27 protein-coding genes and 1 tRNA gene are annotated in these 17,090 nt (G+C 38.2%); 17 read left to right on the forward strand and 11 right to left on the reverse strand.

Annotated features, from left to right (window positions below; genetic code table 11):
• The first annotated feature begins 105 nt into the window (after positions 1–105).
• The 9 genes from QMD21_01945 to QMD21_01985 all read left to right on the forward strand — a co-directional run bounded on the left by QMD21_01945 (position 106) and on the right by QMD21_01985 (position 4,640).
• Positions 106–384, forward strand: coding sequence for a hypothetical protein (locus QMD21_01945; protein ID MDI6855533.1), 279 nt, complete (start codon positions 106–108; stop codon positions 382–384).
• Positions 381–560, forward strand: a complete 180-nt coding sequence (locus QMD21_01950; GenBank protein MDI6855534.1) for a hypothetical protein — start codon at positions 381–383, stop codon at positions 558–560. Before QMD21_01945 ends, QMD21_01950 begins: the two co-directional genes overlap by 4 nt.
• Position 561: 1 nt before the next feature.
• Positions 562–984 (forward strand): WxcM-like domain-containing protein, encoded by a 423-nt coding sequence (locus tag QMD21_01955; protein MDI6855535.1) that lies wholly within the window; start codon positions 562–564, stop codon positions 982–984.
• Positions 981–1,979, forward strand: a complete 999-nt coding sequence (locus QMD21_01960) for an NAD(P)-dependent oxidoreductase (GenBank protein ID MDI6855536.1) — start codon at positions 981–983, stop codon at positions 1,977–1,979. The genes QMD21_01955 and QMD21_01960 overlap by 4 nt, the downstream gene beginning before the upstream one ends.
• Positions 1,976–2,140 carry a hypothetical protein gene (locus QMD21_01965; GenBank protein ID MDI6855537.1) on the forward strand — a complete coding sequence of 55 codons (165 nt, stop codon included), beginning with the start codon at positions 1,976–1,978 and terminating at the stop codon, positions 2,138–2,140. The genes QMD21_01960 and QMD21_01965 overlap by 4 nt, the downstream gene beginning before the upstream one ends.
• A gap of 4 nt (positions 2,141–2,144) precedes the next feature.
• Positions 2,145–2,771 carry a sugar nucleotide-binding protein gene (locus QMD21_01970; protein MDI6855538.1) on the forward strand — a complete coding sequence of 209 codons (627 nt, stop codon included), beginning with the start codon at positions 2,145–2,147 and terminating at the stop codon, positions 2,769–2,771.
• Positions 2,772–2,838: 67 nt separating this feature from the next.
• The gene (locus QMD21_01975; GenBank protein ID MDI6855539.1) at positions 2,839–3,258 is read left to right on the forward strand and encodes a GDP-mannose 4,6-dehydratase; all 420 of its coding nucleotides are present in this window, start codon (positions 2,839–2,841) and stop codon (positions 3,256–3,258) included.
• 17 nt (positions 3,259–3,275) lie between these two features.
• Positions 3,276–3,554 carry a hypothetical protein gene (locus QMD21_01980; GenBank protein ID MDI6855540.1) on the forward strand — a complete coding sequence of 93 codons (279 nt, stop codon included), beginning with the start codon at positions 3,276–3,278 and terminating at the stop codon, positions 3,552–3,554.
• Positions 3,555–3,767: 213 nt separating this feature from the next.
• Positions 3,768–4,640, forward strand: a complete 873-nt coding sequence (locus QMD21_01985; GenBank protein MDI6855541.1) for a DDE-type integrase/transposase/recombinase — start codon at positions 3,768–3,770, stop codon at positions 4,638–4,640.
• 79 nt (positions 4,641–4,719) lie between these two features.
• On the opposite strand, the gene QMD21_01990 is transcribed toward QMD21_01985, so the two are convergent.
• The 3 genes from QMD21_01990 to QMD21_02000 are packed head-to-tail and all read right to left on the reverse strand — an operon-like array spanning position 4,720 to position 6,523.
• Positions 4,720–5,943, reverse strand: coding sequence for a TIGR00375 family protein (locus QMD21_01990; protein ID MDI6855542.1), 1,224 nt, complete (start codon positions 5,941–5,943; stop codon positions 4,720–4,722).
• 56 nt (positions 5,944–5,999) lie between these two features.
• Positions 6,000–6,287: a hypothetical protein gene (locus QMD21_01995; GenBank protein MDI6855543.1), complete on the reverse strand. Its 288-nt coding sequence runs from the start codon at positions 6,285–6,287 to the stop codon at positions 6,000–6,002.
• A 38-nt stretch (positions 6,288–6,325) separates the two neighbouring features.
• The gene (locus QMD21_02000; protein ID MDI6855544.1) at positions 6,326–6,523 is read right to left on the reverse strand and encodes a hypothetical protein; all 198 of its coding nucleotides are present in this window, start codon (positions 6,521–6,523) and stop codon (positions 6,326–6,328) included.
• A gap of 141 nt (positions 6,524–6,664) precedes the next feature.
• On the opposite strand from QMD21_02000, the gene QMD21_02005 reads away from it, so the two are divergent.
• From QMD21_02005 to QMD21_02020, 4 genes are read left to right on the forward strand one after another with little or no spacing between them, the layout of a single operon-like run.
• Complete coding sequence (locus QMD21_02005; protein MDI6855545.1) at positions 6,665–7,300, forward strand: hypothetical protein; 636 nt, start codon at positions 6,665–6,667, stop codon at positions 7,298–7,300.
• Complete coding sequence (locus tag QMD21_02010; GenBank protein ID MDI6855546.1) at positions 7,293–8,840, forward strand: tripartite tricarboxylate transporter permease; 1,548 nt, start codon at positions 7,293–7,295, stop codon at positions 8,838–8,840. The genes QMD21_02005 and QMD21_02010 overlap by 8 nt, the downstream gene beginning before the upstream one ends.
• Before the next feature lie 16 nt (positions 8,841–8,856).
• Positions 8,857–9,093: a hypothetical protein gene (locus QMD21_02015; GenBank protein MDI6855547.1), complete on the forward strand. Its 237-nt coding sequence runs from the start codon at positions 8,857–8,859 to the stop codon at positions 9,091–9,093.
• A 6-nt stretch (positions 9,094–9,099) separates the two neighbouring features.
• A complete protein-coding gene (locus QMD21_02020; protein MDI6855548.1) occupies positions 9,100–9,597 on the forward strand; it encodes a hypothetical protein in 498 nt (165 codons plus the stop codon).
• An 89-nt stretch (positions 9,598–9,686) separates the two neighbouring features.
• Here the strand turns inward: QMD21_02020 and QMD21_02025 are convergent, their stop codons facing one another.
• Both QMD21_02025 and QMD21_02030 read right to left on the reverse strand, forming a co-directional pair.
• Complete coding sequence (locus QMD21_02025; GenBank protein ID MDI6855549.1) at positions 9,687–10,220, reverse strand: NTPase; 534 nt, start codon at positions 10,218–10,220, stop codon at positions 9,687–9,689.
• A gap of 8 nt (positions 10,221–10,228) precedes the next feature.
• Complete coding sequence (locus QMD21_02030) at positions 10,229–11,944, reverse strand: aldehyde ferredoxin oxidoreductase family protein (GenBank protein ID MDI6855550.1); 1,716 nt, start codon at positions 11,942–11,944, stop codon at positions 10,229–10,231.
• 66 nt (positions 11,945–12,010) lie between these two features.
• Here QMD21_02030 and QMD21_02035 point away from each other — a divergent pair, with 66 nt between their 5' ends.
• Entirely contained in the window at positions 12,011–13,012 is a 1,002-nt protein-coding gene (locus QMD21_02035) for an ABC transporter ATP-binding protein (protein ID MDI6855551.1), read from the forward strand.
• Here the strand turns inward: QMD21_02035 and QMD21_02040 are convergent.
• Positions 13,013–13,186, reverse strand: a tRNA-Pro gene (locus tag QMD21_02040).
• A gap of 193 nt (positions 13,187–13,379) precedes the next feature.
• On the opposite strand from QMD21_02040, the gene QMD21_02045 reads away from it, so the two are divergent.
• Entirely contained in the window at positions 13,380–13,676 is a 297-nt protein-coding gene (locus tag QMD21_02045; protein MDI6855552.1) for a hypothetical protein, read from the forward strand.
• On the opposite strand, the gene QMD21_02050 is transcribed toward QMD21_02045, so the two are convergent.
• From QMD21_02050 to QMD21_02070, 5 genes are read right to left on the reverse strand one after another with little or no spacing between them, the layout of a single operon-like run.
• Positions 13,673–13,852: a DUF3795 domain-containing protein gene (locus QMD21_02050; protein MDI6855553.1), complete on the reverse strand. Its 180-nt coding sequence runs from the start codon at positions 13,850–13,852 to the stop codon at positions 13,673–13,675. The genes QMD21_02045 and QMD21_02050 overlap by 4 nt on opposite strands.
• 21 nt (positions 13,853–13,873) lie before the next feature.
• A complete protein-coding gene (locus QMD21_02055; GenBank protein MDI6855554.1) occupies positions 13,874–14,062 on the reverse strand; it encodes a DNA-directed RNA polymerase subunit N in 189 nt (62 codons plus the stop codon).
• A 4-nt stretch (positions 14,063–14,066) separates the two neighbouring features.
• On the reverse strand, positions 14,067–14,471 hold the full coding sequence (locus tag QMD21_02060) for a 30S ribosomal protein S9 (protein MDI6855555.1): 405 nt from the start codon (positions 14,469–14,471) through the stop codon (positions 14,067–14,069).
• The gene (locus tag QMD21_02065; protein MDI6855556.1) at positions 14,468–14,875 is read right to left on the reverse strand and encodes a 50S ribosomal protein L13; all 408 of its coding nucleotides are present in this window, start codon (positions 14,873–14,875) and stop codon (positions 14,468–14,470) included. The genes QMD21_02060 and QMD21_02065 overlap by 4 nt, the downstream gene beginning before the upstream one ends.
• Positions 14,876–14,879: 4 nt before the next feature.
• Positions 14,880–15,230 (reverse strand): 50S ribosomal protein L18e, encoded by a 351-nt coding sequence (locus QMD21_02070; protein MDI6855557.1) that lies wholly within the window; start codon positions 15,228–15,230, stop codon positions 14,880–14,882.
• 92 nt (positions 15,231–15,322) lie between these two features.
• On the opposite strand from QMD21_02070, the gene ftcD reads away from it, so the two are divergent.
• Together ftcD and QMD21_02080 are read left to right on the forward strand one after the other, a co-directional pair.
• Complete coding sequence (ftcD, locus tag QMD21_02075; GenBank protein MDI6855558.1) at positions 15,323–16,210, forward strand: glutamate formimidoyltransferase; 888 nt, start codon at positions 15,323–15,325, stop codon at positions 16,208–16,210.
• A 7-nt stretch (positions 16,211–16,217) separates the two neighbouring features.
• Positions 16,218–17,081, forward strand: a complete 864-nt coding sequence (locus tag QMD21_02080; GenBank protein MDI6855559.1) for an ARMT1-like domain-containing protein — start codon at positions 16,218–16,220, stop codon at positions 17,079–17,081.
• Positions 17,082–17,090: the final 9 nt, after the last annotated feature.

Consider the following 17,090-nt stretch of genomic DNA (forward strand, 5'->3'; position numbering starts at 1 on the left):
TTAAAATCTTATAGAGAAGTAAGTATCACACGAGTTAATAAAAATTTATCTCCGTAAGACACAGCAAACTGAGCGTCAGCTTTTTATATTCAAAACAACATTATTATTGATGTGCTTGAGAAATTTAAAGATATGATAGACAGCTCAACTATTCTAGAGAGGCTTGGAGTGGAGGCTGATAGCTATTTCTTATCAACACTACATAGGCCAGAGAATGTTGAGGATTATTATAACTTGAGTAGTATCCTAGAAGGTCTGGGACTGATTTATAAAGAGTTTGGAAAAGTTGTTATTGCAGCACTACACCCAAGAACAGCTGCAGCTATAAAGAGGTTAAGTATAAATGTACCAGAAGGGGTGAATATAATAAGCCCGCTAATATGATAGTTGGAGAAAGAGATGGAACTTTTAACCCTGTTAGTATTTCAAGGGCGGTAGAAGAGATGGTAGGGAGAGATAGGAGGTGGGTGATACCATATAAAAGAGATGCTACTAATAGGATTGTTAAAATATTGAAAAAAAAGGAAAGCGAGATTTTGGAGAAAAAGATTTGGTGGTGATATGGAAGAGCCAAAGACCAAAGATTTGTTTAGACATATTGATGATAGAGGGGTGCTAGATATGATCTTTAACCTCGACTTGCCTTTTGATGTTAAAAGGATTTACACAACGATAAATAAGAAAGGGATAATTAGAGGAATGCATGGGCACAGAAATGAGTGGAAGGCATTTTATTGTTTTAAGGGGGCAATAAAAATTGTTGCTAGCCATATGGACAAAGATGAGATAAAGGGCTTTATTTTAGATGAGATGAAGCCACAGCTATTCATATTGCCAAAGAATTATTACCATGGCTATACCTCTCTTAGTGAGGAAGCTAGGGTTGTGATATTGTCTAGTGCAACTCTAGAGGACTCTAAAAAAGATGACCATAGGCTTGAGCCTAAAGGCTTTAAAGAATATTTTGAGGTGGTTGATAGGTGAAGGTTTTGATAACTGGCGGTGCTGGATTTTTAGGTAGCGTGTTAGTAAGAGGGTTAGTTAACAGAGGGCATAAAGTTAGAGTTTTAGACAGGTTTTTGTATGGAAAAAAACCTTTGGAAGGACTTGTGGGCATAGAAATAGTCGAGGGAGATATTAGAGACATAACAGCTCTTGTTAGAGCTATGAGGGGTATTGATGCTGTTATCCACCTGGCTTGTATTGTTGGTGATGCGGCAGCCGACCTAGACTTAGAAACAACAATGGAAGTTAATTATCTAGCAACAAAAAATATCGCCGAGTTATGCAAACTTTATAAGAAAAAGTTGCTATTTGCAAGTACTTGTTCTGTTTATGGAAAGCTGTTAGATAGAGATGTTAGCGAAAGATATAGGGTTTTGCCAAGACAGTCTGTAAGCCTATATGGAAGGTCAAAAGTAATGGCAGAAAAGGCGATTTATGACCTAAGAATACCTTATACTATCCTAAGGCTGGGGACTTTATTTGGGTATTCGCCAAGAATGAGATTTGACCTAGCAATAAATCTGTTTATAGCTAAGGCAATAAAAGGCGAAACGATAACTTTGTATGGGGGAGACCAATGGAGACCTTGGCTACATGTTCAGGATGCAGCTAATGCTTTTACGATGGCTTTAGAGGAGAATTGGAAGGGGGTTTTTAATGTTGCGTGGAAAAATATTCAGCTAAAGGAAGTAGTTTCTGAGCTGAGGAAATATTTTAGTGGGCTGAGGGTTGAGGTTTCTAAAAACATAGTTGATAAGAGAAACTATAGAGTTAACTTTAGCAAATCTCTAAGAGCTGGTTTTAGGCCACAGAGAACAATTAAGGAGGCTGTTAGTGAAATTAGGCATGCATTTGATGTTGGGTTGATAGATGATTATATGCTACCACAGTATAGCAATTACAAACACCTGTTTACTGATGTTGAGACACAAAAGAAGGTCTATATAAAAGGGCCTTTGGGGGAGAGAGTATGAACGAGTATAAACTAGCAACAATAGTGTATAGAGATAAACCGCTAGTTATGATAACTGGAGCTTCGGGCAAACTTGGCTCAGAGATTAGCAAGCTATACCCAGATGCGCTAAAGCCAACACATAGTGAGTTGGACATAACAGATAGAAAAAGGGTTTTTTGAGTATATAAAAGACGAGCTGCCAGATATAATAATTCATCTAGCTGCTGCTGTAAGTCCTCCAAGGTGTGAGCAAAATAAAAAGTGGTCGTGGGATACAACTGTACAAGGGACAATAAATTTGGTTGATGCGTGCGAAATGCTTAAGCCAGATTGCTATTTTGTGATGATGGGAACTCCTTGTGTTTTTTCTGGAGATGATAAAACTCCAAAAGATGAGTACTATCTCTACGATCCAGATAACTACTATGGATGGTGTAAGGCTGTACAGGAGACGGTAGTTAGAAGAAGTAGGCCAAGATGGCTAATAACTCGTGGAAATTTTGTCCCTTACGAAAAGTGGCCTTATCCAGAGGCATTTACTGATAGAAAGAGCAATTACCTCTTTGCACACCAACTAGCCAGGGGAATAAAGGAGGTTATTGATAGTGAGAAAGGGGGTATAGTTCATGTGCTAGGCGATAAGATAATTTCAATGTATGAGCTGGCTAAGAGATGTTCTGATAGTGAAGGGGTTAGACCAACAACCCTTAAAGAGTTTTACAGGAAAAACAGAGATTTTCCGTGCAGATTGACTAAAAATATGGTAATGAAAAGTACATTTTGGAAAACTTATAATATAGACGAGGTGTGAATATGAAAGTATGTGTAGTAGGTACGAGTAGTTTTTTGGTTGGAATTGTAGCAGATACCTAAAAGAAATGGATTGTGAGGTTATAGATTGTGACGCTTTGGGAGGGGCTATATATAGGTATAAGGATATGGTGGGAGGAAGAGATGTTGATGCGATAATAAATTGCCAGGCATATATAGAGGCACCTTATTCTTTAACGCATCCTACTAAGGTGTTTAACTATAATGTAAAAACTATGCTGGCTACATTAGAGTTTGCAAGAAAGTATGACTGTCGTGTGATTTGTTCTAGTAGTAACTTAGTTTATGGCAATCCTGTGTATTCGCCGCTAGATGAGAGGCATCCTTTGGCTCCACAGAGCCCTTATGCTGCCTCAAGGGTTGCTCAGGAAATGCTGACTATGTCTTATTTCAGAAGTTATGGTCTGCCTGTAACAGTCCTAAGATATTCAAATCTATATGGCCCAAAGGGTAGGGGTCAAAATTAATAAAAATTCTAAATGAAATGAGAGAAAGAGGAATAATAACCCATGAAGAAATAAAGGGAAAAAAATACTATGTCTTAATCAAGCATGCATCTGAATACAAAATAAAACATACAATAATAAAATTGAGAAAGGAACTAAAAAGGGAACCAAAGTTAGAGGAAGTTGCTTTAAGATTAGGTAAAGATTACAAAGATACCAATTTTCGTAATAATTTTTTTAAAGCGGCTAAAGATTTAGGGTGGAAACCACCAAAGCGTTGGGAATACGAATATGAGGATATTATTCGTGTTAGATGAAATATCTAAAAAAAGATCTTACTGAAGAACATCTGAAATTTTAATACAAGTTTTAGTCATTCTAATATAACTAATTCTCTTTCTAAAGAACTGATAATTAGAAAGAAAGGTACTTATCCGAAATCGGTTGGTGGACGATAGATATAAGATTTAGCTATCCTCATCCCTCTCTTAGCTCTATAAAACTAGAGCGGGATGGGATAGCAATGGAAAATGCGTTTCGTGCTATATGTAGATTTTGTAAATCTAGAAATGTTACAAAATGGTGCAAGAGGAGAAATCTATATGCGATTAAGCAGAGATGGTTTTGTAAAAACTGCAAAAAAAACCTTCACTCCTGATGACGGTTTTCTCTGGAAACACTACAATCCTTTGATTATAGTAGGAGCTCTGGCTCTTTATATAATGGGCTTATCTGAAAATAACATTATTCATTATTTTTGGCAGCTGTGGGCTGTCAAGTTTAGTACAAGCACTTTATTTAGATGGAGAACCGAGTACTCTACGAAAGTAAAGAGGTTTGTAGACAGATTCAAGCCTGAAATTAAAGGTACTGTGCATACCGACGAGGTTGTCGTGAAGATAAGGAAAAAGAAAGGCTGGAGATGGGGTTGTATTGATAGAGTAACGAGATTCAAAATCTCAGGAAGACTTACTAAATGGAGAAGTTATGAGGAGGGTGCAAAACCTCTTTTTAGGAGGCTAAAATATCATACTAAGGGGCATATACCAAAGATAATCTCAGATAAGTTAGGGCATTATAAGCTTGCATTTAACAAATATTTCTACCATACAAAAACCAAGCTCATTCATGGAGTACCGATTGCATGTAATAAACATGGGCTAAAGTACAATAACAACCCAGCGGAAAGAGATAACGGGAGAGTGAAGCAGCGATACAAAGTGATGAAAGGGTTTAAGTCTTATAGCTCGGCAGAAGCTTTTCTGGATATACTAGACATACATCATAATTACATCAAACCTAGTATGGCTCTGGATGGCAGCTACCCAGCTGAGCATGCTAACATACATTTACCCCTGGGAAGGAATAGATTACTCTCACTCATCCTGCTTGCTTCACTCTAAACCAATCGCCGATCAAAAGAAAACACTGGAGGTGTAATTATCTCCGTGATGTATTACCAACCGTTTTTGGATGAATACCCTAGAACTCGAAAATCTTTTTCTGAAAACTAGTTTTTTTGCCGTGCTCTTCTAAATTTTCAGGCAGCTCTATTGCTCCGTATCTACCTCCGCCGCCAGGATGGACTATTATTTTACCCTCTCTAAAAGCTTTTATTGCGTTAGTAATTCTAACATCTGCTACTTTAGCAATGGCTGATATCGCTGTATCTATAAGTATGCTCACTTCGCTGCCAAAATTTTTCACAAGTTCGCTCCAAGTTTCGAATACTCTCTTAGTAATGGGCGAATCTAACTTGAGAGCTTTAGCAATAATCTCGCTTAGCGGTATTAGATGGAGATATGGCGGCCTGTGCTCAGGGTGTATTGGTCTATCGCAATCTGCAAGCTCGTCAACTCTATCTTTAACCCCTTTCTTTATTCTAGCGCCGCAATTGTTACAGCGCCATTTCAGCTCTAGCGCTGCTCGCAGTTTATAGTGTTTATAGCATTTTATACAGGCAGTCTCGTTGTACTTGCCTTCTTGAGGAGGTACACCTACATTTAGAACGATTTTTCTACCAGCTTGCCTCAGAATGGCTTTCTTCAGCTCTTCAAAATTTATCTCCTCTAATTCAAATCTATTGAATTCCCGTGCAAGTCTCAGAGGATATGGTGAGTGCGAGTCTGAGTTCGTTAAAAATGTTTTGTCTGCTAACTCTTTTATCCTATCTGCATAGCTCGTATCTGCGCTCAAGCCCAGTTCTACAAAACTCACGTAATATGTTAAGTCTCCATAGCAATCTTCAAGTGAGTTGTGATAAGCATATAACGCAGTCCAAGGAGTAAATGCATGGCAACAGCCTATTAGTGCATCTACATCTTTGGCTAATTCTGCAAGCTCCTCGCCAGTCATTGCAATATTTGGTCTCCCATCAGTATCTAAATTTGGTGCTTTGTTTCTAGCCTTTGTTCTAAACTCTTCAACAGCGCTTAAACTTGGAAAAATAATTAAATGGTGCACTCTATTGCAATCCTCAACCTCTGTTGTTAGTACAAATCTTGTAGCGTTCAGCTCTAAAGTGCCATCACTAACTTTATTTAATTCTTTGATTTCTTTTAGCCACGCAGGATGCAGGCAATCGCCAGTTGCAAGTAAGTGAATACCTTTCTTCAGAGCTTCTTTTGCAAGTACTGGCAAGCGCATTTTTTCGCTTGTAGCAGCTGAGAAACGTGAGTGAATATGCAAATCGGCATTGACCAGCATTTTTATAAAAATTAGTTGGTGAGATAATAGAGTTTTTGATGGACAAATAAATCACATCATATCATGCCCTCAGCGCCGCAGAAAGGGCATTTGACTTTAAACGGACGGGCTTTTTGTTCTACGGTAAATGATGACTTACAGGCTTTGCATCGTAACGTTATAGCTCCTGCAGCAGGTGTTGTAGGCGCAGGCGGTGGCTGTGGCGGCGACACTAGCTCTACAGGTAATTCTTCTTTGCGCTTTTCTGGTTTAACCTCAACAGGCTTTCTTAAGCTTTTAGGAATAACTGCCCCTTGATAGGATCCTAGAGTGAAAACAGTCACACCCAATCCAAAAGACAGCATACCATAAGCCAAAAAAGTAAAAGCGTTGTTCCTTAGATTTATCGTATCGAAAATTTTATTTCTGGTAGCATAAAATCTTCTGTTTGATTTGTTCTTCCGCTCAGCATCTCCTCGTATACCTCTTTCTCTTTGATCTGAGCGGAGCATGCTGTGAATATTCCTATAGTTAAGATAATAGTTCCTACCAGTAGAAGCGCTGCGCTTGCAATTATCGCTGCAGTCCTTAGTTTTGTCATAAATATATTATTGTTCTAAGTGCATAAAAGGGTTTTTCTAGGCGCCTGAAAACATATACATTTCTAAAATTCTACACTTCATACGTACCATACGCTTAACATTTATAAATTAGTACTTTTTAAAAAGGTATTGGTGAGAAAATGAGCAAGCGCCTTGTAATAATATTTGCAACTGTCGGTATTGCGTTGCTAGCGTTATTAGCTATAGCTTCAAAGCCTATCAGCGTTGAGCTAAATGCGCTGAGAAGCTATGATGGCAAAGAGGTTATAGCGCAAGGTGTTGTTACAGAAAAGTACGCAACTAAATCAGGAAATACTGTATTGCGGCTTCAGTATGATAATACTACCGTACCTGTATTTGTGAAAGGCTTGCTAAACGTTGATGCGGGAGACGAAATTAGAGTTGCGGGTAAAGTTCAATCTTATAATGGTGAATACGAAATTGTTGTATTCGACAGTAGCAAAGTTGATATTACAAATAAGTGGTCTGATAGCAGTATTTCAATAGCTCAGTTAAAATACGAGCCTGAAAAATATAAAGGTACGAACATAAACGTCACAGGATATGCCCACTCGATAAGTTCGTCTAGCTTTACATTAGTAGATAATATTAGTACTTGCAGGTGTTTTATAAAAGTTATTATCAGAAAAACGCTTGCGCTACCTACTGAAAACCAGTTAGTTTATATAAAAGCTCTACTAGTTTACGATGAAAACTCGTTCAGCTATTTTCTTAAGTTAGATTCAACAGCACATGGGGTTGGCGTAATTGATTGAGCTTTTTCTTGTAATTGGACTCTCGTTTTTAGGCGCTCTGCTCGGCTGTCTATCAGGCTTAGTGCCTGGACTACATGTGAATAACTTAGCTCTTATTCTAGTCTCACTTTCCCCCTCCCTTCTTTTCCTGCTCCCTAACCCCCTGCTGGTATGCCTAATCATTGTTACAATTTCTATCGCCCATACGTTTGTCAATCTTATCCCGGGCACTTTTTTAGGCGCACCTGACGAAAATGCGTTGGGTATTTTACCAGCCCATAAATTATTGCTCGAAGGCAATGGCTATAGCGCCGTGTTCATATCCTCAGTCGGCAGTTTCGGCGCATTAGCGTTTGGATTTGTAACTCTATTATTATTTAAATTTATTATGTGCGAATTGAACTTCTATCTACTTTTAACTCGGTTTATGGCTTTTATATTGATAGCGATCACAATAATTTTAATTTATTCAGAGCACCGTGAAATTCCTTATAAGAAAGGCATTGCGGTAGAAAATATAAAATATAGGGAGAGAAGCGGCAAAGCCGATTTTTTTAAAAAGCTAAAGCTTAAGACTCAATGCTCATTGGACGGTTTAATCACAAGAAGTAATAAAGGATATTTTATAGAAACTAAGAAAGAGCAAATACCACTTAGCACTGCGAATATAAAGCTTATAGACGGTGTTACAGCAACTGTAGAAGGAATTGTAAAGAGAGTTAAAGCTAAATTCTCAAGGACTTTAGGTGTTGTAGTAGCGAGCTTTGTATTCTTACTCTCAGGCGCTCTCGGTATAATCACATTTTCGATTAATGTATCTTCGCCTCTTAATTTACCATCAACGGTACTTTTTCCTGCTTTCGCAGGTCTTTTCGGGCTCCCTACACTGATATTCTCAGCCAGAAGTATTTCTGCGATACCGAAGCAGAGGCTTATCAAACCGCATCTTGATAAAAAAGCCTCTTTTATTTCTGTACTCACAGGCTCTGCAGCTGGTAGTGTATTAGGCTTCTTGCCAGGCGTAACTTCAGGACATGCGACTGTCTTGAGCATGTTAGCAAGAAGTTCGAAGCCACTCTCCTCTCTTAAAGGGAAAAGAGGAAAAATCGAGGTCTCTCCGGAGCAAACTTTACTAACACTTTCTGCAGTAAATACTTCTTATTCATTTTTTTGTGTTGTTACACTTTTCGTATTAGGAAAGGCTAGAAACGGTACTGCGTTTGCAATAGCGCAATTGACAAATATTGAAAAATGGACAAGTGCTCTGCCGGTAACGTTTATCTATCTCTTAATAGGAATTTTAATTGCAGGCGCAGTCTCTTATTATGTCAATATTTGGTTAGGAAAGTGTTTTGTGAAAATATTTTCGCACCTACCTTACAGGAAATTAGTAATTTCGATAGTTGCTTTTATTGCAATAATGGTTTTTATTTTTACAGGTCTTGTAGGCTTGCTCATACTCTTCGTTGCTACTGCTGTGGGGCTAATCCCACTACTATTCGGTGTTCGTAGATCTCATTGCATGGGCTTGATTCTCCTGCCTACGATTATAAGGCTGTAGGATAGAAGCAAAGGAGGTGATAGAAAGAATGGAGTTAGAAAATGCGCCTGAGCATGTTAGGGTTGGCGGCATCGAGGTAACGATCTGGCGTAATACTGCAGGAAACGGATTTGCAACAGTAACTTTGCAGCGCAACTACAAAGACAAAAACGACCAGTGGCAGAAGACGCAATCGCTTAGAGTAAATGATGTACCAAAGGCAATACTAGCGCTACAGAAAGCTTACGAATTGCTTGTGCTTAAGGAGGATTGAAAAAAAATGAAGAAATGGCTAACATCTGCATGTATGGCGATATGCTTAGCTATAGGCTTAGTAGTGAGTGCAGCGCATCTCAACAATTACACGGAGCTTCCAACAAGATTCGAGGTGAAGAAAGCAATCGTGGTGGAGGGCGAGCAGTGTATAAACAAGAGCTATGTGCTGAGTATAGACCTGGGAACACTCTATCAAGGCGAAAGCAATACAGAGCTTATAAACATCACAAACAGAGCGAGTGTTAACTTAACAATAGATGTCATGTGCGACAAAATTACGTTAGTGTACAAAAGCGGCTACAAGCTCAGCAAAAGTCCTGAAAATGCGAGTAAAGATTGGGGTATAAACGTAACAACACCTGGCAAGCTCACAATACCTGCAAAGGGCACTATCGCTGTAGAAATTGGAATAAGCGCTTCGCCAAATGCGCAAATAGCAAGCGAAGAGAGTGAAAAATACGATCACTACGAAGCTGAAATATATGTTAGAGCTGTGGCGTAGCTCTCTCTTTTATTTTTTTGTAAAGAAAAGGGAATGAGAAAAAAATGAGAACAAAAGGGTATGAGAACTGGTTAAAGTTGTTTAGTAAGTCATGAACCACACGCTCTTGCTTCCCTTGCTATTCTCCTCAAAATATTTTCCAATGTTTCACTCCAATTATCCTTCCCCAAAAAATATACTTTGTAATCCCTCTTTATCTCCAAGATTAAGGGGTGCTCATAATCCCAGTGCACAGTAGCTAAAATATTTTTACCTGAGCTCAATGTTTCTCTTACTACTTCTTCGAATTTTTTACTATACAATTCCATTTTCCCTATTTCATCTATAACTATCCAATCTGCACTCTCTTTTGCTGCCTCAACCGCCTTCACGCCTATTCCCTCAAGGTCAGAAATATTCACCCTATACTTAGAGACTCTCGGTCCTTCTTTCTGCTCAACATGAGCTAAAATCCCTTCTCTCTGGGTTGCAAGATCTTTTATCTTAAAACCAACCCGCTTATTACCAGCTCTAATATCTTGAGTAACAAAGCCTCCGACTTTCAATCCTTTCTTAGTTAGTTCGTCCGTAGCTTTGAGTATCAAACTTGTTTTGCCGGAGCCAGGCTTGCCTGTAACAAAAATTCTTGCTACTATATTAATTCCAACTCCACTAACTTCTCTTTTTTAGGTATTCCATTCTCATCCCAGTTCCTAAGCATATAATAATCTTCAAGCATTTTATCAAGTTCATCCTTCTTTACTATTAGCTCCTTGCCATCGCTTGTACGTAAAGGCTCTTCTGTAAATCTTTTAGGCAGAGTATCGTCTTTTCTGGAAATGCCTTCGCGTGTATTAAAAAGTCGGGCTAAATTCCAAATTCGCTCCCCAATCTTTAAATATTCACTTTCATCAAGCTCCAAGCCTGTAGCAGCATTTGTCAGCTCAAAAAAATCTTTCATTTCTAACGGTAAAAGCTCACATAGCACTAGTGACGCGCTTACTGAGCTATTGTCTTGCGCGCATTTTACAACCCTAGCTAGAGCCTCTGGCGAATACCCAGTGCAGTCTAACTCCAAAAACGTTTCTGGAATTTCACAGGTATCTGACGTTATATATGCAAGTGCAATAGCTGGAGAATATCTAGCGTCATAAAACATTTCCAAACCTTTAACTTGAGCCCCAAATTGAGCAGCATTAATTCTTTCAGAATAGCGTTTGACACCCTCTGCAAGCTCGTTACCTATATTTTCACGTCTTGCTATCTTCTTTATCAATTCTATTGTTGCATCATCATCACTAAAATTTATATTGCTACTAATGAAATTTTTTTCAGAGCATTCCATAACAAAGCCTACAACATTGCATATGCTACTAGCATCTAATCCGTAATCGTTGCATAGATAGCTTGCATAAGCTAGTGGCGCAATATCCCTTATTAACCAGTTAGAGCCCAGCATAGCTAGAGTTTGATTAAATGCTAAGCATTCGCATTTATATTTTTCATTTTTTACAAAAAAGTGCCTCAAGCATTTTAACTGGCATAAATAACAGCCTTTTGTCTTTGTAGTGATATTCTCTTGAAATTCTTCTGATAGCTTGTAGGAGCATTCAAAACTACTTGATTGGAAATTTTTAGTTGGAAGCGAATTTTTTTTGACCGCCTTGTTTGAGCTTGCTTTGCTTTTGTAAATCTTGACTTTTTTAAAAATATTCCTCGCTATAAATTTAAATTTATCAAAGTCGTAATACCGTAATTTATTTTTACCATTTACAGCTATTGCTTTTAGATTCTTGGAGCCCATGACAGCACCGGCAATACATTGCCCGTACGAATCCACGTTAATACTTGCACATCTAACAAATTTTTCACCGCTTATGCCTATAGCAGCGACAGCAAAATTTCTTCCAAGTTCATCTTTAAGAATTTTTTCAGTCTGGTAGATATTTTTACGCCACAGATCTAAAGCCCCTATAATTTTGCAATCGTTATCTTCTATTTCTAGAAATACTGGTGAGGAAGATGAGCCTTTAACTACAAGTATGTCAAAGCCTGCTTGCTTTAGCCTCGTACCCAAATTTCCTCTTGCTACAGAGCAGTAAAAAATATTTGTAAGAGGCGATTTCGTTATAACAGAAAAGCATCCTGAGCTGGGTAGCGCTAAGCCCGTAAGCGGTCCTGTAGCAAATATTAATAAATTTTCAGGCGATAATGAATCTACGCCGGGCTTTAAAGAATCGTATAGAATTTTAGTGCCCAGCCCTTTTCCGCCAATAAATTTTTTAAAAAGCTCTTCGTCTATATCAAAAATTTTCGTTTTACTTGTAGTTAAATCAACTTCGAGTAGTTTACCAGTATATCCAAACACCAATTATAAATATATCTCATTAAACAAAAGATTTATGCTTGGAAGCCTTTCTTTTTCTTTAAAAAAATGTATGTAATTGAAGTTCAAGAGCTTACAAAAAGGTATAAAATTAAGAAAAAAGTACGTTTGGTAGAAACTTTTAAGAATAGGTTTAAGCCAGAAAAGTTTGACTACACGGCAGCTCTTAGGAATGTAAGTTTTAGTGTGGAATCAGGCGAAATATTCGGTTTTTTGGGTTACGAAGGTGCTGGCAAAACCACTCTGATAAAAATTCTTAGCGGCAATCTCAAGCCAGATTATGGCGTTGCTTTGGTTAGTGGCTACGATGTAGTAAAAGAAAGACATAAAGTAAAAAAACTCGTCGGTGTTATGCCCAGCTTAAACGATGTTAGTTTTAGTCAGAGGCTAACAATTTCACAAAATCTTAAGTTTTCGGCACTCAAAAGAAATTTTAAGTCATATAGTGAGAGAGTCGATAAAGTTTTGAAACTTGTAGGGTTAGAAGCTCTAAAAGATTACTACCCAGTAGTGCTTAACTCTTCGCAGCTCCAGAGACTAAATTTGGCAAAATGTTTGCTAGCAGACAGTGCGATTTATTTGCTTGACGAGCCTACTGCAAATACAGATAGCACTACAACGAATACTATTAAAGAGATTATTAAGAAATTAAAATCTGATGGTAAAAGTATTCTTTTAACTACTAGCAACCTTAGCGATGCTGAGGAGCTCTGCGATAGAATAGCGATTTTAAACGCAGGTGCAATCGTCAGGATAGAAGAAGCTGAGAAGTTAGAGAGGCTAGGGAAGGATATTTTTGTAGTAGATTTGAAAGAGTTAGCTCCAGAGCTAATCAGAAATTTAGCAGCGCTTGAGTTCATTGATAAAATAATTTTTGAGAAAAATCGTATTGTGCTCTACGGCAAGCTAAAGAAACAGAATTTAGTAGAAGTTCTAGAGCTTTGTAGGAATTACAATGTTTTGAGCATAGATTTTAGAGAAGTAGATTTAAAAGATGTTTTGCTTGAGCTTGTAACTGAGGAAGAAAGAGCTTTAGAAGTCCTCCCTTGATGGGGTCGTCGAGATTCTCAGCGAGCGATTAGCGAGCTGAGAATGAGTTGATGCTAATCAACTCGATTTGAACTCGAGTCGCCAGCGATGCGAAACCTTTTCCGTTAACGCTTTTGCTGAAGGCAAAAAGGTTACCCCAGGCTGGTAGGATAGACCAAGCTACCCCACGACCCCTAACTGATAAAAGGATTTATAAGTATTTTTGTGTTACCTTTTTGCATGCGCTGACGCTTGTGCTGAAGGAGTAAATCTAAAATGTTGCAATTACTCTATAAAAACACCTCATTACATGGGCAAAAACTTTATAAACTCCAAAGTATTTTGGTAGTACGAAAATAAAAAAAGTAGCACTAAAAGGTGATAAAAGATGGTGTGCTATACAGTGCCTACGGGCGCGGCAATTGTTCATTATGTGCTGAGAAAGAGTATATCCGGATGGAAAAAGAGCAATTATCTGTATTGGCTCAATATATTATTGCTTGGAGGAGCTATTTTTGGTATTGTAGACCATTTGTGGAACGGCGAGCTCTTTCTAATAAGCGAGGAGCCGATGATGGATATATTGCTGGGAGTTACAATAACAATATCAATATTTGTTGTTTGGGCGTTAATAGTAGCTATAGATAAAGCAAGAGCTCCTAAACCCGCGAAGTTTCCAGCCTAACCTCTCCCCAGCTCCTTCTTCATAAAATCAAGCCATTTACTATCAAATACGACTTCATTTCCAAATTTGCCGTAATGCCTGTCGCAAGGAAATTCTGTGCACTCGAAACAATATTTTATCTTTCTTTTTTTCAGCGCAATCAAGGTATTCCGCAGACGCTTATTTTCATATACCATTTATTGTTAATTTGAAAATTATCAGTATGGTATAGCCTCGTCTATCAGCTCTATATGGGTTAGAAGCATTCTCCTGCAGCAGTATCTTTTCAGCCCGAGAGAGTCAAGCACTTTTTTAGGATGTTCGCCTTCGCTAACCCTCTTTTTGTATTCTTCGTAGAGCCCTCCTATAACCTTGCCGCAGGTGAAGCATCTTACCGGTATTATCATTTTTTCACCTATATGATTTCTGACGCTTTTTACGGGCACCTCTACCGCATGGATGCTTAGCCTCTTTTCTGCGAGGGTCGCTTACAAGCAAGCCTCTATCGTAAGCAATGTAGAGGTCTTTAAGCTCTTTATCGTTAAGGAATTCTACAATACCTTTTGCAATTGCAGTACGAGCTGCCTGCGCTTGCCCCATCACGCCACCACCGTGAACATTGACGTCCACATCTAAACTCTCTGCTTTGCCTTTAGCTAAAATTATAGGCTCCATCATTTTTAATCGTGGTAGCTCACCCGGCCATATCTCCAAAGGAATGTTATTTATTCTTATCCTACCTTTTCCTTTCTTCACCCTAGCCCTCGCGATAGCTGTTTTCCTCTTACCTGTAGTAATAATACATCTCTCTTTCATAGTTTCGCGCCCAATGAAATTGAAAGCTCTTTCAAAGTAATAAATTTATCAGGTAGCACCTTTTCTGTAATTTCTAAACCTGCCTTTTCAAACTCTTTCGGTAGTCCTACATAAACCCTTAGCCTTTTTAGAGCTGCTCTACCGCGAGGCTTTTGGTAGGGCAACATTCCTCTTATAGCTCTTTTCAAAATTCTATCTGGCATTCTAGGCCAGTAAGGTCCTTTTCTAGGTCTGTAACCTATTTTACGCTTTTGCATGAATTCCGTAATTATCCTTTTTTTAGAGCCTGTAATTATAGCTTTTTCTGCGTTTACAACTGCAACTTCCTCGCCTAGTATTAATAATTTTGCTACCTTACTTGCAAGTCTACCAAGCACAGCATTCTCAGCATTTATTACTCTCATATTTCTATCCTATTATTCTAACGTTACTTCCGGTTGGGTTATGCGCTAGTAGCTCTGCGATACTCAAAACTTTTCCTTTAGCAGCAGTTATTTTCTCCTCCGCGCTTTTAGAGAACGAGAAAGCAGCTATGGTAATTTTTTTACTCAACATACCTGAGCCAAGCACTTTTCCAGGCACTACTATTACTTCATTTTCTTTAGCATATCTTGAAATTCTACTTAAATTTACTTCATACCAATTTTTTTTAGACCTTTCTAAACGCTCTGCTAACGACTTCCAAATTTTTGAGCTTCTCTCAATGCTCGCTTTTTTAAGGGTTTTAATTAACTCAGCTAGTTGTGGATTGGTTTTCATAAATAGAAATTAAAAACTACAGCTCCACTTATAAACTTTTTCATCGAGACTCTCAGAAATTTTTTAATGTTGCAAACGTTTTATAACTGCAAATGAAGAAAATAGTTGAATGCGTGCCTAACTTTAGCGAAGGTAGAAGAAAAGGTGTAATTGAAGCTATAGTAAATGCGATAAAGAGCCGGAAAGGGATAAAAGTTTTAGATTATTCTGGAGATAGCGACCATAATAGAATGGTAGTAACTTTCGTGGGCACACCAAAATCTGTAAAAGAAGCTATCCTTAAAAGTAGTAAAAAAGCAATTGAGCTTATAGATCTTAAAAGGCATAAAGGCGAGCATCCTAGAATAGGGGCTGTCGATGTTATTCCTTTTATTCCCGTGTTAAATACAACTATGGAAGAATGCACCAAGCTTGCGTGCGAAGTAGGTAAAGCCTTAGCGCAGAAATTTGAGCTGCCAGTCTATCTTTACGGAGAAGCTACTAAAGAGCGTACAAGATTGGGCACAATAAGAAAATACGGCTTTGAGGGCTTAGACAAATTAATGAAAGAGCTGAAGCCTGATTTCGGCGATGCCAAGCCCCACCCTACTGCAGGGGCTTGTGCTGTAGGGGCAAGAAAGCCTTTAATTGCCTTTAACGTGAATTTAGATAGTAATAATTTAGAAATTGCAAAAAAAATTGCTAAATCGATAAGAGCTAGTAGCGGAGGCCTGCCTTCCGTTCAAGCTTTAGGAATTGAGCTTAAGAGCAAAGGAATAGTTCAAGTATCCATGAATCTGGTAGATTACGAGATAACATCGGTAGTTAAAGCTTTTGAGGCAGTGAAAGCTGAAGCAAGAAAATATGGCGTTCAAGTGATAGGGAGCGAAATTATAGGGCTTGTGCCTTTAAACGCACTGATAGATATCGCAAAATATTATTTACAGTTAGAAGATTTTAGCAGCTTTAAGATATTAGAAAAAAGGATCTGGGAGGATTAATAAAAAAATGAGAATGCGTTCCGAATGCGTGCCGTGCTTGCTAAGAAGAACTATTTATGAATCTTTACTTGTAAACGAAAGGTTTGCTGAGAGAGCAGTTCAAGAAGCTTTGAAAATACTAGCGCAAGAATATTCGAATAGAGCAAATTCTGTTAAAGTAGCAACTAAAATTCACCGTGAGGTTTACCAGATACTGGGTAGTGAAGACCCTTATAAAGAGCTAAAAGAAAGGAGTAATAGAGTTGCCTCAAAATTAGTTGGGAAAGCACTGGACAAAATAAAAAATTCCAATGATAAATTTGAGAGTGCTGCGCTGTGCTCCGTAATAGGCAATGTTTTAGATTTCGGAATAGCGCAGGATTATGGTGCGCCTGAGAAACTATTTGATGAGTTTGACTTTTTTTGGAACTCCGGCTTTGGTATAAATGATATTGCGAAAGCTAAAAAATATTTGCAAAATGGAAACGAGATAGTATTTTTACCTGATAATTGCGGCGAAATAATTTTCGATAAGTTGCTTTGCGAGCAGTTGAAAAAATTTGGCATACATCTTACTATTATCGTCAAAGAGAAGCCTATGCTGACGGACGCTACTATAAAAGAAATTGAAGAATTAAAATTTGATGAGGTAGTGGATGATGTGCTTCTATCAACAAATGCCGTAGGTATAGATTTTAACGAAATTTCTGGCGAGGTAAAGAAAAGAATTAAAGAATCAGACTTAATTATATGCAAGGGTATGGGCTTATACGAGGCTTTCTGCGAAACTAACTATAAGCCAATTCTTTATTTGCTGAGAACTAAATGCGCTCCTGTAGCTCAGGATATGGGAGTAAGCAAAGGCATTAATGTTGCGAAGTTATACGAGTAGCTAGTCAGC

The sequence above is a fragment of the Candidatus Thermoplasmatota archaeon genome, from assembly GCA_030018475.1.
In the GTDB taxonomy this organism is placed as follows: domain Archaea; phylum Thermoplasmatota; class JASEFT01; order JASEFT01; family JASEFT01; genus JASEFT01.

What these genes read in the sequence shown, in the direction of transcription:
- QMD21_01990 (MDI6855542.1), bottom strand. Translation starts at nt 5,943, where the DNA reads ATGCTGGTCAATGCCGATTTGCATATTCACTCACGTTTCTCAGCTGCT.
- QMD21_01995 (MDI6855543.1), bottom strand. Translation starts at nt 6,287, where the DNA reads ATGCTGTCTTTTGGATTGGGTGTGACTGTTTTCACTCTAGGATCCTAT.
- QMD21_02060 (MDI6855555.1), bottom strand. Translation starts at nt 14,471, where the DNA reads ATGAAAGAGAGATGTATTATTACTACAGGTAAGAGGAAAACAGCTATC.
- QMD21_02035 (MDI6855551.1), top strand. Translation starts at nt 12,011, where the DNA reads ATGTATGTAATTGAAGTTCAAGAGCTTACAAAAAGGTATAAAATTAAG.
- QMD21_02005 (MDI6855545.1), top strand. Translation starts at nt 6,665, where the DNA reads ATGAGCAAGCGCCTTGTAATAATATTTGCAACTGTCGGTATTGCGTTG.
- QMD21_01980 (MDI6855540.1), top strand. Translation starts at nt 3,276, where the DNA reads ATGAGAGAAAGAGGAATAATAACCCATGAAGAAATAAAGGGAAAAAAA.
- ftcD (MDI6855558.1), top strand. Translation starts at nt 15,323, where the DNA reads ATGAAGAAAATAGTTGAATGCGTGCCTAACTTTAGCGAAGGTAGAAGA.
- QMD21_02050 (MDI6855553.1), bottom strand. Translation starts at nt 13,852, where the DNA reads ATGGTATATGAAAATAAGCGTCTGCGGAATACCTTGATTGCGCTGAAA.
- QMD21_02070 (MDI6855557.1), bottom strand. Translation starts at nt 15,230, where the DNA reads ATGAAAACCAATCCACAACTAGCTGAGTTAATTAAAACCCTTAAAAAA.
- QMD21_02065 (MDI6855556.1), bottom strand. Translation starts at nt 14,875, where the DNA reads ATGAGAGTAATAAATGCTGAGAATGCTGTGCTTGGTAGACTTGCAAGT.
- QMD21_02045 (MDI6855552.1), top strand. Translation starts at nt 13,380, where the DNA reads ATGGTGTGCTATACAGTGCCTACGGGCGCGGCAATTGTTCATTATGTG.
- QMD21_02055 (MDI6855554.1), bottom strand. Translation starts at nt 14,062, where the DNA reads ATGATAATACCGGTAAGATGCTTCACCTGCGGCAAGGTTATAGGAGGG.
- QMD21_01965 (MDI6855537.1), top strand. Translation starts at nt 1,976, where the DNA reads ATGAACGAGTATAAACTAGCAACAATAGTGTATAGAGATAAACCGCTA.
- QMD21_02080 (MDI6855559.1), top strand. Translation starts at nt 16,218, where the DNA reads ATGAGAATGCGTTCCGAATGCGTGCCGTGCTTGCTAAGAAGAACTATT.
- QMD21_01955 (MDI6855535.1), top strand. Translation starts at nt 562, where the DNA reads ATGGAAGAGCCAAAGACCAAAGATTTGTTTAGACATATTGATGATAGA.
- QMD21_01950 (MDI6855534.1), top strand. Translation starts at nt 381, where the DNA reads ATGATAGTTGGAGAAAGAGATGGAACTTTTAACCCTGTTAGTATTTCA.
- QMD21_02000 (MDI6855544.1), bottom strand. Translation starts at nt 6,523, where the DNA reads ATGACAAAACTAAGGACTGCAGCGATAATTGCAAGCGCAGCGCTTCTA.
- QMD21_02020 (MDI6855548.1), top strand. Translation starts at nt 9,100, where the DNA reads ATGAAGAAATGGCTAACATCTGCATGTATGGCGATATGCTTAGCTATA.
- QMD21_01985 (MDI6855541.1), top strand. Translation starts at nt 3,768, where the DNA reads ATGCGTTTCGTGCTATATGTAGATTTTGTAAATCTAGAAATGTTACAA.
- QMD21_01975 (MDI6855539.1), top strand. Translation starts at nt 2,839, where the DNA reads ATGGATTGTGAGGTTATAGATTGTGACGCTTTGGGAGGGGCTATATAT.